10 protein-coding genes and 1 pseudogene are annotated in these 14,140 nt (G+C 59.2%); 6 read left to right on the forward strand and 5 right to left on the reverse strand.

Annotation, left to right across the window (positions count from 1 at the left end; translation table 11 throughout):
• Nucleotide 1 precedes the first annotated feature (1 nt).
• A complete protein-coding gene (locus HJB82_RS05190) occupies nt 2-727 on the reverse strand; it encodes a GntR family transcriptional regulator (RefSeq protein WP_209884545.1) in 726 nt (241 codons plus the stop codon).
• Between the two features lie 150 nt (nt 728-877).
• Here HJB82_RS05190 and speB point away from each other — a divergent pair, with 150 nt between their 5' ends.
• The 5 genes from speB to HJB82_RS05215 all read left to right on the forward strand — a co-directional run bounded on the left by speB (nt 878) and on the right by HJB82_RS05215 (nt 7,415).
• Nucleotides 878-1,924, forward strand: coding sequence for an agmatinase (gene speB / locus HJB82_RS05195; protein WP_221139682.1), 1,047 nt, complete (start codon nt 878-880; stop codon nt 1,922-1,924).
• A 76-nt stretch (nt 1,925-2,000) separates the two neighbouring features.
• Nucleotides 2,001-2,843 (forward strand): transporter substrate-binding domain-containing protein, encoded by an 843-nt coding sequence (locus HJB82_RS05200; protein WP_207584314.1) that lies wholly within the window; start codon nt 2,001-2,003, stop codon nt 2,841-2,843.
• Between the two features lie 124 nt (nt 2,844-2,967).
• Nucleotides 2,968-4,350, forward strand: a complete 1,383-nt coding sequence (locus HJB82_RS05205) for an aspartate aminotransferase family protein (RefSeq protein WP_221139655.1) — start codon at nt 2,968-2,970, stop codon at nt 4,348-4,350.
• 17 nt (nt 4,351-4,367) lie between these two features.
• Nucleotides 4,368-5,960, forward strand: a complete 1,593-nt coding sequence (gene ggt / locus HJB82_RS05210) for a gamma-glutamyltransferase (protein ID WP_221139656.1) — start codon at nt 4,368-4,370, stop codon at nt 5,958-5,960.
• A gap of 18 nt (nt 5,961-5,978) precedes the next feature.
• Entirely contained in the window at nt 5,979-7,415 is a 1,437-nt protein-coding gene (locus HJB82_RS05215) for an NAD-dependent succinate-semialdehyde dehydrogenase (RefSeq protein WP_207580500.1), read from the forward strand.
• Between the two features lie 150 nt (nt 7,416-7,565).
• Here HJB82_RS05215 and HJB82_RS05220 read toward each other — a convergent pair.
• The 3 genes and pseudogenes from HJB82_RS05220 to HJB82_RS05230 form a co-directional block, all read right to left on the reverse strand.
• Nucleotides 7,566-7,747, reverse strand: a pseudogene (locus tag HJB82_RS05220) (helix-turn-helix domain-containing protein); the annotation flags it as partial.
• 372 nt (nt 7,748-8,119) lie between these two features.
• Entirely contained in the window at nt 8,120-10,270 is a 2,151-nt protein-coding gene (locus HJB82_RS05225) for a mechanosensitive ion channel family protein (protein ID WP_221139657.1), read from the reverse strand.
• Nucleotides 10,271-10,559: 289 nt separating this feature from the next.
• Entirely contained in the window at nt 10,560-11,867 is a 1,308-nt protein-coding gene (locus HJB82_RS05230) for an epoxide hydrolase family protein (protein WP_207580502.1), read from the reverse strand.
• Between the two features lie 367 nt (nt 11,868-12,234).
• Here HJB82_RS05230 and HJB82_RS05235 point away from each other — a divergent pair, with 367 nt between their 5' ends.
• A complete protein-coding gene (locus tag HJB82_RS05235) occupies nt 12,235-13,185 on the forward strand; it encodes an alpha/beta fold hydrolase (RefSeq protein ID WP_221132626.1) in 951 nt (316 codons plus the stop codon).
• On the opposite strand, the gene HJB82_RS05240 is transcribed toward HJB82_RS05235, so the two are convergent.
• Nucleotides 13,174-14,088, reverse strand: a complete 915-nt coding sequence (locus tag HJB82_RS05240; protein ID WP_207580504.1) for a LysR family transcriptional regulator — start codon at nt 14,086-14,088, stop codon at nt 13,174-13,176. The genes HJB82_RS05235 and HJB82_RS05240 overlap by 12 nt on opposite strands.
• Between the last annotated feature and the right edge of the window lie 52 nt (nt 14,089-14,140).

The following is a 14,140-nucleotide window of genomic DNA, read 5'->3' on the forward strand; positions in this document are numbered from 1 at the left end:
GTCAGTCGGCCGCTCGCCGATGCGCCCAGATGCGCTGGAGCTTCGACATGTTTTTCAGCGAGCTTTGAACATGGGCGCGGGCTGCGTTTGCGGCGGCTTCCCTGTCGCGTGCACAGATGGCGTCTGCGATTGCCCGGTGCTCGTCGAGATCCGTGTGCTCCAGATCGACCCAAAGGACTTCGAGCCAAAGGGCCAGGCGAAGCTGCTGGTAAACTTGATCCGTCGCCCTTACGAGCGCCTCGTTGCGAGTCGATTCCACGATGACGCGATGGATGTATAGTCCAAGATCGAGGTTGCGGGCCGCGTCGGACGGCGTCTTGTTGGTCGTCTCCTTGAGTTCCACCATCTGGGCAATGACACCCCGAAGCCGATCGAGGTCTTCCTCGGTCGCCACCTCGCAGGCGAGTTGGGCGGCGCAAACATCGAGCGCTTCACGAACGACCAGCAAATTGCAGAACTTGGTGACATCAAGATCGGTCACCGTATAGCCAAAATTACGCTGCCCGACGATGAGCCCTTCCTCTTCAAGCTTCATCAGCGCTTCACGCAACGGCGTTCGGCTGACGCCGAAGCGCTTGGCCAGTGAAATTTCTGAAAGGCGCTCCGAGGGGCGGAGCTGGCCGCTCAGGATCAGGTCCTTCAATTGCGAATATGTGCTTTCACGCAATGATCCTCGCTGTTCCGTTTTGGTCGATGCCAAGCAATTCCCCTTCCATCTCTGGTCCATTCACCGGTCCGGCGAACGCCATCATAACTTTTTCCCTCTTGCTCGATCAAGAAGAATACGATTATGTATACAATGTTGACTACAACACGCAATGGTTCTAATCGGCTTTTTGAACGCGGCTTGAGATTTGGTTCAGAACATGGAGGCGCAATGCCGGAGATTCTCAATCTGGACGACCTGCGGAAGCGCTATTCCAACGCTTCAGGCGGTGAGATGTTCGATCCGGAGTTTCGAAAGGTCGCCGAATTGGTCTTTGGCGAGGGGGATAGTCGCCAGGCGCCCTATAGCGGCGTTCCGACATTGCTGAAGGCCCCGTATCGTCCAGACGCCGCACCCGATTTTGCGGGTATGGACATTGCGCTTTTCGGAATACCGATGGATCTCGGGGTGACGAACCGATCGGGTGCGCGGTTCGGGCCGAGAGCCGTCCGCAATGTCGATCGGGTTGGGCCTTATGATCATGTTTTGCGGGCCGTCCCGGCGGCGCATGCACGCATTGCCGATATCGGCGATGTCCCATTCAAAAGCCGCTTTGATCTTGCTGCCTCTCATGACGATATCGAAGGATTTGTCCGCAGGTTGGTAGAGGCAGACGTTGTGCCGCTTGCAGTCGGCGGCGACCACTCGGTCGGCCTTCCCATTCTCAAGGCCGTTGGCAGGGATCGACCTGTGGGGATGATCCACATTGACGCCCATTGTGACACCGGTGGTTCATTTGAGGGGTGCAAGTTCCATCATGGCGGACCGTTCCGCCAAGCGGTACTGGATGGTGTGCTTGATCCCAGGCGGACTGTCCAGATCGGAATTCGAGGGAATTCCGAGTATCTCTGGGAATTTTCCTATGCGTCCGGCATGACCGTCATACATGCCGAAGACGTTGGCGATCTCGGCATAAAGGCCGTAATCGCAAAAGCGAGAGAGATCGTCGGATCAGGTCCAACCTACGTCAGCTTCGACGTCGACTCTCTGGATCCGGCATTTGCGCCTGGCACGGGAACACCCGAGGTCGGTGGACTGACCTCCGCGCAGGCCCTTGGCATTTTGCGCGGTCTTATAGGGTTGGACATCGTCGGCGGCGACGTCGTCGAGATCGCTCCGCAATACGACCCAACGTCGAACACGGCGCAAATTGCCGCTCAGGTTCTATTCGAACTCCTCTGCCTTGCGGCCGAGGCAATCAAGGTTCGCGCGTCCTAGCAATCGGCTGGATGTCGCGAAGTCTGCAACCGCCTTGCTTGGGAAAAGGGCAGGGCGCAAAAAGGGGAATAAAGACATGCAACTATCAAAGCTTTTGTTGACGTCCGCTCTGCTCGGCGTCATGTCGGCCGGCGCTGCCACCGCGCAGACAAAACCAACCGAGATCACCATTGCGACCGAGGGCGCATACGAGCCCTGGAATTTTACCGGTCCTGACGGCAAGCTCGCGGGGTTTGAGATCGATCTCGCCAATGACCTTTGCGCCCGCATGAAGATCAAATGCACCATCGTGGCCCAGGACTGGGACGGGCTGATTCCGTCGCTCAATGCCAAGAAGTTCGACGCCATCATGGCCTCGATGATCGTTACCGAAAAGCGTCTGGCGGTCATCTCGTTCAGCAAGCCCTACGCCCCGACCGCCGCCGCATTCATGGTCGATAAAACCGGTCCTCTGGCAGATCTGCCGGGGACGGGGACGACGGTCGACCTTGCCGCAGACAAGGCGAAGGTCGAGCAGGAATTGCAGCCGCTTCGAGACGCCCTCAAAGGCAAGGCCGTGGGCGCCCAGGTTTCAACGGCGAACGCAGCTTTTCTCGACGCCTATTTCAAGGGCGTTGTCGATCCAAGAGAATACAAGACCGTCGAGCAACATGACCTGGACCTCCAGGCCGGTCGCATCGACGCCGTGGTTGCCCAGAAAACGTCATTGACTGCAACCCTCGGAAAGGACGACTTCAAAGATTACAAGATCGCCGGCCCGACCTTCAAAGGCGGAGTCTTCGGACAGGGGATCGCGGCGGGTATCCGCAAGGACGATACAGTCTTGAAGTCGATGTTCGACGCTGCGATCGACGCGGCGGAAGCGGACGGCACGATCAACAAGCTTGCGCAGAAGTGGATCAAGACATCTCTTGATTGATTAAGCGGTCAAGCTCCCATTCCGGCAGCGATTGGCGGCCGGTGCACCGAGAGGTCGCACCGGCCGCCGGGCGAAGCTTTGCCAAACGTCGCCGTCGAAACACACCTACATCTGGAGAACCATTGTGACCATCCTTCTCAACTCCGTTGAATCCCGCGACGCCGCGTTTGTTCTTCATCCCTATACCAACGCCTCGCAACATCTGAAGGACGGCCCGCTGGTGATCGCCAGGGGTGAGGGGATCCACATCTTCGACAACGAAGGCAATAAGTACATCGAAGGTCTTGGGGGGCTGTTTTGTGCGTCGCTGGGCTTTAGCGAACAACGTCTGGTCGACGCGGCAACCCGCCAAATGAAAGAATTGCCGTTCTATCACAGCTTCGGCGGCAAAACGCATGAGACCGCCGTCGAGCTTGCCGAACGGCTCATTCAGCTTTCACCGGTGCCGATGTCGAAAGTGTTCTTTGCCAATTCGGGTTCCGAGGCCAACGACACGGCCATGAAGCTTGTTTGGTATTATCACAATGCGATAGGCATGCCGGAAAAGAAGAAGATCATCTCACGCATGCGGGCTTACCACGGTGTCACCATCGCTTCGGCGAGCCTGACCGGACTCCCGAACAACCACCGCGATTTCGATCTGCCGATCGATCGGGTACTGCACACGGATTGCCCGGAGTTTTATCGCTACGGCCGCCCGGGCGAAACGGAGGAAGAATTCGCGACGCGCTGTGCCAACGCGCTTGAACAGATGATCCTTGCCGAGGGACCGGAAACCATCGGCGCATTCTTCGCCGAGCCATTGATGGCTTCCGGCGGCTGCATCGTTCCGCCGCCAACCTATTACGAGAAGATCCAGGCGATCCTCAAAAAATACGACGTGCTGCTGATCGCCGATGAAGTCATCTGTGGCTTTGGCAGGCTGGGCACGATGTTCGGGTCCGAAAGCTTCGGGCTTCAGCCGGATATGATCGTCATGGCAAAGCAGCTTTCGGCGGCCTATCAGCCGATATCCGCACTGATGATCAACGAAAAGATCCATTCCGCAGTCGTTGCCGAGAGCGAGAAAATCGGAACATTCGGCCATGGTTTCACCTATAGCGGCCATCCCGTTGCGACTGCGGTGGCCCTGGAAACCTTGAAAATCTACGAGGAACGCGACATCGTTGGCCATGTCCGGAACATCGCCCCGCTGTTCCAGCGGCGGTTGAACGAACTTCGCGACCATCCGCTCGTCGGCAACGCCCGCGGTCGCGGCCTCATCGGGACCCTCGAACTGGTTCGCAACAAGGAAACGAAAGAACAGTTCAAGCCAACGGACGGCATCGCCATTCACGCAGGCAAACAGGCCCAGGTCCATGGCGTCATCACGCGTGCCCTTGGCGACAATTATTCACTTTGCCCGCCGCTTATCATCACTGAAGCACAGATCAACGACTTGTTCGACCGCTCCACTCGGGCGTTAGATGACACGTACACCTGGGCGAGGGCGACCGGCCTCTATTGAGTGAAGGAACCGACGATATGCGAAACTTCGAATTGCCTGGACGATCGATGGCTGTCGGCCGCAGCGGAATGGCGGCAACATCCCACCCGATTGCGACCTTGACCGCCATCGACATACTCAAAGCCGGCGGCAAGGCGATAGACGCTGCCGTGGGTGCCTGCGCCGTGCAATGCGTCGTCGAGGCTGGTTCCACCGGCATAGGCGGCGATTGCTTTGCGTTGCTGTCATCAAACGGAAATGATGATGTCGTTGCCTATAATGGCTCGGGACGCACACCGGCGGTGGCGCATTTCGACTGGTTTCGGGAAAACGGGATCGCTTCGATCGAGCGATCGTCGCCGCATGCAGTGACGGTTCCTGGTGCGGTGGACGCGTGGACGCGTCTCGTTGCCGATCATGGAAGAATGTCGCTGTCAGAAATCCTTGCACCCGCAATTGCACTGGCTCGCGACGGTTATGCAATCACACCGCGGGTCGCCGCCGACCTCTCGAAGCAAACTGATTTGCTACTGCGCGATCCTTCGACACGCCGCATTTTCCTGGTCGACGATCAGGCTCCGCAGGTCGGATCGGTTCAACGTCAGTCGGAACTGGCACAGACACTGGAAACGATTGCAGCTTCGGGCCGGGACGGCTTCTATCGCGGCGCGGTGGCGGACGACATGGTGACACGGCTGAATTCGCTTGGCGGCCTTCATACACGCGAGGATTTTGCGTCTGCGGCTGGCGAATATGTCAAGCCTGTCAGCGCAACATATCGAGGATGGACGGTGCATGAATGTCCGCCGAACGGGCAGGGCATCGTCGCACTGATGATCCTGAAGATCCTGGAGCGCTTTGAACGCAAAGGCGATCCGCTTGATGTCGACAATCTGCACATCGAAGTCGAGGCCACTCGGCTGGCTTATGCCGCCCGTGATCGTTGGGTCGCCGACGCTGCGGTCTCGGATGTTCCGGTCGATTTCCTCTTGTCCGAGGAACTTGCCGACAGTCTTGCCGCCGAGATCGACATGAATAGGGTCGCCGACGCCGGGGCGGCCATCGACGGCGTCGAGCATTCAGACACCGTTTACATTTCGGTCGTCGACAAGGACCGAAATGTAGCCAGCTTCATCAACTCGATCTTCCATCCCTACGGAAGCGGCTTGATGGCTCCGAACTGTGGCGTCTTGTTCCACAATCGTGGACAGAGTTTCAGTTTGAAGCAGGGCCATCCGAACGCGATAGGGCCGCGCAAGAGGCCCATGCACACGATCATCCCAGGCCTGGTCACACGCCATGGCAAAACTGTTTTGTCATTCGGCGTCATGGGGGGACACTATCAGGCGATGGGCCACGCCCACTTCCTCACCAAGCTTTTTGATTTCAATTTGGACATTCAAACGGCAATCGATTTACCTCGTCTCTTTCCACTTCCTGGCACGGCGACGATCGAGGCCGAAGCACTTCTCCGTACCTCGATCGGTCCTGATCTTGAAGCGCGCGGTTTCAAGGTTACCGCTCCGAATTGGGCGATCGGCGGCGCCCAGGCAATCTGGATTGACGATCAACACAATACGCTGTTGGGCGCCTCCGATCATCGAAAAGATGGCTGCGCGCTCGGCTACTGACAGCAATGGAGAACGAGTATGGCGGCATATCCGGATACCCAACTTTATATCAATGGCCACTGGAGGGACGGCTCTGACGAGAGTCTGACCATCGTCAATCCCGCCTCGGGCGAGGTCATCGGCCGCGTTTCAAATGCCAGCAAGGGTGATCTCGACGAAGCGCTTTCGGCCGCCACCGCCGGGTTTGAACACTGGCGGCAAGTCAGCGCGTTCGAGCGGGCAAAACTCATGCACGACGCCGCCAAGATCCTGCGGGACCGCTCCCAGGCGATCGCGCGCGTAATGACGTTGGAGCAGGGCAAACCGCTAGCTGAATCCAAGGCGGAAACCGCGGGAGCTGCAGACACCATCGACTGGTTTGCCGAAGAGGCGCGTCGTGCCTACGGCCGTTTGATCCCGCCGCGGGCGACCCATATCAGGCAGATGGTCGTCAAGGAGCCTGTCGGCCCGGTGGCGGCCTTCAGTCCGTGGAATTTTCCATTGAATCAGGCCGTACGGAAAGTTTCGGCGGCCCTTGCAGCCGGCTGCTCGATTATCTTGAAGGGGCCGGAGGAGACGCCGGCAAGCTGCGCTGAACTCGTTCGCGCCTTTGCTGATGCGGGCCTGCCGGCGGGCGTGCTCAATCTCGTTTTTGGAGTTCCCGCCGATATTTCGAACTATCTTATTCCGCACCCGGTTATCCGGAAAATCTCCTTCACGGGATCGAGCGTGGTCGGAAAGCAGCTGGCCTCGCTGGCCGGCGCCCACATGAAGCGCGTGACGATGGAACTCGGGGGCCACGCGCCGGCTCTCGTTTTCGATGACGCCGATATCGATCTGGCGGTCAGACTGTTGGCCGGTGCGAAGTTTCGAAACGCCGGTCAGGTCTGCGTGGCACCGACACGGTTCCTCATCCAGGAAAGCGTCTATGAAAGATTTCTCGATGGCCTGGTAAAGGCGGCCGAGGCAATCAACGTCGGCGATGGATTGAGCGATGGTGTCACCATGGGGCCGCTTGCCAATGCGCGAAGGGTCGAGGCCATGGAAGCGCTGACAGCCGACGCGGTTATGCGCGGCGCGAAGATCGCAACCGGCGGCAAAAGGATTGGCAATCTCGGCAATTTCTTCCAGCCGACAGTTCTGACCGACGCTCCACAAGATGCGCGCGTCCTGAGCGAAGAACCGTTTGGTCCGCTTGCGATTGTCAGTGCCTTTTCAGACTACGCTTCTGCCGTTGCCGAAGCCAATCGCTTGCCATACGGGCTTGCGGCATATGCCTACACGACCTCTGCAAAGACCAGTGCCGGCCTTGCGCGCGATATCGAAAGCGGCATGCTGTCGATCAATCATCATGGACTGGCGCTGCCAGAGCTACCCTTCGGCGGCATAAAGGATTCCGGCTACGGTTCGGAAGGCGGTACCGAAGCGATGGAGAGCTATTTCAATACAAAGCTCGTAACCGAGGCGGTTGGTTAGCGGACCACCGATCCACGCGGTAACGTTGGGCGCGGGAAGGGCACGCCGCTCGGCAAACCTTCCGCCCCATAACTCGGTTCAGCTTTGCACAATTGCCTTTCGGATGAGCCGGTCTTTGACGATTTCAAACACCGCTCAGTCGGCCGATCGCGCCTTATGCCGCATCGACGCTGCGCCGCCAGTCCGGATCCGATCCAGCAGCCGGCGCGCACCTGCCGCTCGCTCAGGTCGAGAACATGCCCGGCCGACACCATCGTCATGCGGCCGGACATCACCTTCGACAGAATCTCGATCCGCTGCAGATCGCGCTCGCTCATCGCAATCAGTTCCATCTGCAATCTCCCAAGCGTCAATCAGACCCGGGGAGTGTGACATTCCAACTTTGCAAAAACAGGACACTTCAACTTTGCGGCTACATACGAATATCGCATAAGATGGATTATGGAACAAAAATATGCCGTTTGATTACAATGGTATACCGTCGTCATCCATCTCAGCCTCCCACTCTTTCAAACCAATCCTCGCGAATTTGCCTTTTGAAGCACATCTTCGATTTCATCTCCGGACCTTCCCTCGTAAAGCGGCGAAGCATTGCCCACAGACTGTTTCGAGACCCATGTCTCTGACGATGCGCGCTTGGCGACAACGGGGTCAGCGATTGCTTCGATAGCATTCGATGGAAAGCCGCCCGTGGCTCAACGCGGTTACTCCTCAGGTGTTGGGATGACTTTTGATGGCCGTTGTAGTTCCGCGGCGGCGGCGGAGGCTATTGCATCTCCCGTCCCGCTGGAAACATGAACCGTCGGAGTTGCAAACTGGATGCCTTTTTCCGCGAATGTCTTCCTGAGCATGGCAAGGGCCTTCCGGCGAACGCCGAATTGTTCGCCGGGTTTCGCCATGAACTTCAGCCGAATTTGCACACCGTAATCGGCCATCTGCTCGATCCCCTGCATTTTCAAGGGCTCGATGATGTTGGGCCCGAGTTCGGCATCCTCCAGAAGCTCGACGCCGATGCGCTTGATGGTCTTGCGGACCTCCTCAAGGTCGCTGTCATAATTCAGGGTAAGAGTAATGATATCGATCACCCAGTCGCGGCTCAGATTTTGCACCGCGCCGAGTTCGCCGAAGGGAACGATGGTGACTGGACCGCGATGATGTCGCAGGCGGATGGATCGTAGCGAGAAACCTTCGACCGTCCCTTTGTATTTTGCTGCCTGAATGTACTCACCGATGCGAAAGGCATCGTCGAACAGATAAAAGACGCCGGAGATGATGTCCTTGACGAGTGTTTGTGCACCGAAACCGACGGCTATACCGACGACGCCAGCGCCCGCCAGCAGCGGTCCGATCTGAATGCCGACCGCATCCAGGATCATCAGGAAACCGACAGCACCGATCGCCAGAAACAGCACATTGCGAAGGATCGGAAGCAGGGTATTCAACCGCTGACGCCGGCGCACTTCGGGTCCGTCGTGATGCCCAGCCTCCGCACTTCGCGACGCCACCGCCATCTGACTGTCGATCAGCGTGCTTGCGAGCTTCCAGATGACATCGGTCACCAGCAGCACGATAACGATACGGATTCCTGCACGGATCAAACGTGTGGTCACCGTCTCGGCTGCGGCAAGGTCACTGAGATTGACATCCCACGAACGGGCAATGAGCAGCGCGGCGACCACGATGAGGCCGTTACGCAGCGTTTGCATGATGACCACCGACCATCCGACGATGGCCGGATCTTCGACGGCGTGCTCGCCGCCGGATCGTATAATGCGACCAATGATATCACGAGCCACGGAAACAGTAAGCGGCAGAAGCGTCATGACGATCACTGTCCAGAATGCTCCGCGGAGCCCGGACACCCATAACAGCCACGACAGCATGATGCTCGCGCTGAAGCCGACACAGACCAGGCGGTTCACCGGCGGCCCATCAGAACGAAAATGCCGCAGCCAAATCATGGCGACCAGCGTGATTGAAACGACACCGAGCCACGCCGCGGTAAAAAGGTCGACCAGGATGGGTGAAGCCCCGATGGTCTGGAATACTTCGATGATCGCCCAGCCAGCCGCCAGCACGGCGACGATTGCGAGGAGCCAGTAGTACCAGAACCACGCAAGCGAGGTGGCAAGCGTCAGAAGCCGCATGTGCGGCAGCCGTGCGCCGGGCGCGATGACAATGCGGCCCACAAGCACGCCGAGGCGCACCATCAGCGCCGCTGATAGCAGAATGAGCGCAATATCGCGAAAGACGGCAGGCCAAGGAAAGAGGATAAACGCGCCGAGGCTTCCGATCAGATAACCGACCAACGCGAGAAGGCCCATTGAAAGCCGGCTCGCATGGAGCTTGATCCGCTGCCGCACGGTGTCGGCAGGCGCGGTCAGCACAAAATGAAGCAGCCCTCGCCCGGACCACCAGGCAACGCGCTGCGCAGCGAATCCGCCTGCTATGAAGAGGGTAACCGCCAGGATCAGTCCGACGGCATCGATACGATCATCCGTTTGGAAGACCCGGATCGCCGTTTGGATCTGTCCCGGAAGGGTCGGGACTGCATCGACGAGTATGAGCAACCTTTGGCGCAAATCCTGTAATGCAGTGGCAATCGACGGCGGTGCCGCCTCCTGCGGTGCCGCTGCCGGTTGCGCCGGTTCCTGAGTGCCGGGGACGATCCGATTGACCAGCGCGCGTCCGGCATCATCATTCGGCAATTCGATGATAACACGGATCGGTCCCGAGGAACCGGTCGGTTCGGCCGCTGTGGCGGCCGTTACGCTCGCGAGCAGAAGCGTCGAAAATACCACCGTCAGGACTATGGACACTCTGCCGAAAAAATGACGGTTGTCGTTGATGCGCATGTAGCCGTGGTCCCCGCGACGTTGGCGTCGCTTCTGCTTGGTTGGTAGAAACTTCGGACGTTGTGAAGCGTTGCACAATCAACGTCAATCGACGAACCCGTCTGACGGACGAAAGCCTAACGTTTGCCCCCGCGCGCAAATGGCCGCCGTTACCCGGAGATCCCTTCGACGGTGGCCTAAGCCCATGTTTTCAGGCTTGCAGAGGGGTGATGCGAGGATCAGCCACTGGCCGTCCGTGAACTCGTCGCATGATCACCGGCGATCAACGTTCCCTCGCCCCATCGGCGGCTCATGACCGCACCGTCTTGAACCCTGCCCTGATCTCCTGACTGAAGAGTTCCGGTTCTTCCCAGGCAGCGAAGTGGCCGCCCTTGGCGACGCGGTTGTAGTAGACCAGCTTCGGATAGGCTTTCGACAACCAGTGCTTGGGCGGCTTGTAGACCTCTCCGGGGAATACGGTGACGGCGACCGGTATTTTGACCTCCGTGAGCTTCGCGCCCGCCATCGCATTTTCCCAATAGATGCGGCCACTCGAGGGGCCCGTGTTCGTCAGCCAGTACAGCGTGATGTTGTCGAGGATGGCATCTTTGCCGAGCGCCTGTTCGGGGTCGCCTGGGGTGAACACCCAATCGGCGATCTTGTCGTAAAGCCAGGCGGCGAGGCCAACGGGAGAATCCGCAATGCCGTAACCGACCGTCTCCGGACGTGTGCTCATGATTGCGGCGTAGCCGAAGCCATTGTTGAGGAAGTCCCGCGCCTCGTCGAAGACCACTTTCTCGTCCGCAGACAGGGTACCGGGAGCCGGTCCTCCATTTTTGAGAGCTTGGGCTGCGTCCGATGGGAACGTCGTGGCGCGCTCGACCCTGTTGACGTGGATCGCGAGCAGCCCGTCGGGCGCCTGGCGACCCAGGGCGTCGCTGATGATCGCGCCCCAGTCGCCGCCTTGCGCGACGTAGCGGTCATAGTCGAGCCGCTTCATCAGCACGTCCCAGGCAGCCGCTATTCGCTGCGGGTTCCAACCCGTCGCCGGAGGTTTCCCGGAGAAGCCGAATCCCGGAATCGAAGGGATCACCAGGTGGAAGGCGTCCTCCGCCGAGCCGCCGTGCGCCGTCGGATCCGTGAGTGGTCCGATGACATCAAGCAGTTCGAACACCGAACCCGGCCAGCCATGGGTCATGATCAGCGGCAGCGCGTTTTCATGGCGGGAACGGGCATGGATGAAATGGACGTCCAGTCCTTCGATATTGGTGAGAAATTGCGGAAAGGCATTCAGCCTGCTCTCTGCCTTGCGCCAGTCGTAGGACGACTGCCAGTAGGCCACCAGCTCCTTCAGCCTCGCGGGCTGGACGCCCTGCGAACGATCCGTGACGGTTTCGCCGTCGGGCCATCGGGTCTCGGCAAGTCGCCGCCTGAGATCGGCGAGCGCTGCCTCGGAAACCTCGGCCTTGAACGGTCGGATCTCCGCCGCTGCGGCGGTGACATCGGCAGCCTCTGATGCGAGCGGAAGGAGAACCGCGGATATGCCGGCGGCGGCACTTCCCCACAGCAGCGAGCGTCGCGACATAGGCCTGTGGTTCAAAGAGGTCAGCAGCGCCATGACGTGTGTCCTTTCCTGACATCGAGGGTCAACGGACAGGTTCGACAAGGGCTGTTCCCTTGATGGGTTCAATTCGGTCAGTCATATCAGTTCTTCCTCATGCTGTCGCCCGACGCTCTGCCTCCCGCCTCGATACGCTAACGAGCTTTCTCAAATCGGCGGCTGGTAGCTATTTGGGTCGGTCGAAGCAGACCCAGCACCTTGAGAAATTAAGAGGCAGCCTCTCGATCGAAAAAGCATTGCGCAGCGGCGTCGCAGCGACATCGAGAGGGTTCCTCTCATTTTCCCCGGCTACCGCGCGGCGACGGCGTGGCCACTTATTTGCGCAGACAGAACCATTGACCCGTCGTTCAGGAAAGGACCTCCTATGTCTGAGAACAAAACCGCAAATAGCGCCGCATCGGTCGCCGCAGCTTCATCCATCCCCCTCGGAGAAGTCTTAGCGTCCGCGGAAACCCGGCACGGCGCCGTCGACTTCATCGAGATCGACGAGATGCTCACGCTGAGGAGAATGATTGTTCGCGCCCCGGCGCCAAAAGGCACCGCGCTTTTCCTGCATGGGTTTCCGGAAACGCTGACGGTCTGGAAGCATATCGCGAGCACGCTTGCTCGCGACTATGACGTTCATGCCTTTGATTGGCCGGGCTACGGCCAGTCGTCGCGCCCGATCCTGCAACGGTTTTCCTACGCGCCGCAGGCCTACGCGGCGGTGTTGAAGGCCTATATCGAGAGGGCCGGCATCGACCGGTCGAACCTCGTGATCTATGCGACCGATATCGCCGCCCTCCCCGTTCTGCTGCTTGCTCTCGATGAGCCGGCGATCGCCAGGCGGATCATCGTCGGAGACTTCGCGCCGTTCGACCGGCCGCAATACATGTGGGAGAGCCTGCAGAACCTCAAGGCCGAGCCGACGGCCTCGCCGACCCGAGCGTATATGAACAAGACAAGCGACGAGATCCTTCAGAACGTGCACAGGCGCGGCCTGTCGCCCGCTGAGCAATTCGATTTGCCGACCGACGTCCAGCGGGACATGGTCCGTTCGTGGAGCCTCGATGGGATGACGTCAGCGGACGCCTTTGCCCACTACTACGCGAGTTTCACGCGCGACCAGAACGTCCTCGAGGCCAACCTCGAGCGACTGAAGACGCCGGTCAAGCAGATCTGGGGCGAAAAGGACGTCTACATAAGAAAGGAAATGGGCATCGAGTTGGCCGCCAAGATCGGTGCGAAAATCGATATCCTGCCGGGTATCGGCCACTTTCCACATCTTCAATATCCTGAACATACAGTTGAAGAAATTCGCGCATCATTCAGATAAAGCTGGATTACCTTCTTTCTTCGATCGCGCGCCTAATCTTGGCGAAGCCCAGTCGACAAAAGCGCGTACCTTCAGCGCCAGAATCCTCTGGCGCGCGTAAACGATATGAATCGGCTGTGGTGCTCCATCGAAATCCCGCAGGATGGGCACGAGCGCGCCAGACGCCAGCTGGTCCGGAACCTGGTAGTCGAAGAGCCGCGCGATCCCCGCTCCGCCGACGGCTGCTGCGACGCAGTTCGCCGCTGTATTCACTTCCAGCCGGTTGCGGGGCGCCGCCTCCATCGGCCTGCCGTCGACGTCGAATGTCCAGAAGAATGTCCGCTTGTTGAAGAATATCCCCTCGCGATCGATGAGATCGCCCGGACCCTGAGGTTCGCCATGTCGCGCGAGATAGGCAGGGCTCGCGCAGGTCAGCAAACGGAATTCGCCGATTTTGACCGCATGGAGGAAGCTGTCGGCGAGGTCGCCGAGGCGAATGGCGATATCCACCTGCTCGGACACGAGATCGACCGTGCGATCGAGCGATAGAAGGTTCAGCGACACCTCCGGGTATCTGTCCATGAAACCGAGCGCAACGGGCAGCACGTACCGGTTCCCATATTCGATCGGCATCGTGATCGTGAGCACGCCTCTGGGCGTCTGGTATTCGCCGGACGCCCTTCGCTCCGCCTCCTCGAGATCCGCTATGATCTTTCGGGCGGCGTCGACATAGTCGCGGCCGGCATCGGTGAGCTGAAGATTGCGGCTGGTGCGGACAATGAGGTTTGCGCCAAGATGGCGTTCAAGGTCGGTTACCTTGCGGCTGACGCTGGGCAAAGGCGCGTTCAGCCTCCTGCTGCCGGCCGAGATGCTTCCGGCGTCGACAACGGCCAGCAATATGCGCATCGCTTCGAAACGATCCATTGGCCACCGCCCGCAAGATAGCGCTTCTGCTCATCATCGGCCAGCAGACTAT

The sequence above is a fragment of the Rhizobium sp. NZLR10 genome (assembly GCF_019685125.1).
Taxonomy (GTDB): domain Bacteria; phylum Pseudomonadota; class Alphaproteobacteria; order Rhizobiales; family Rhizobiaceae; genus Rhizobium.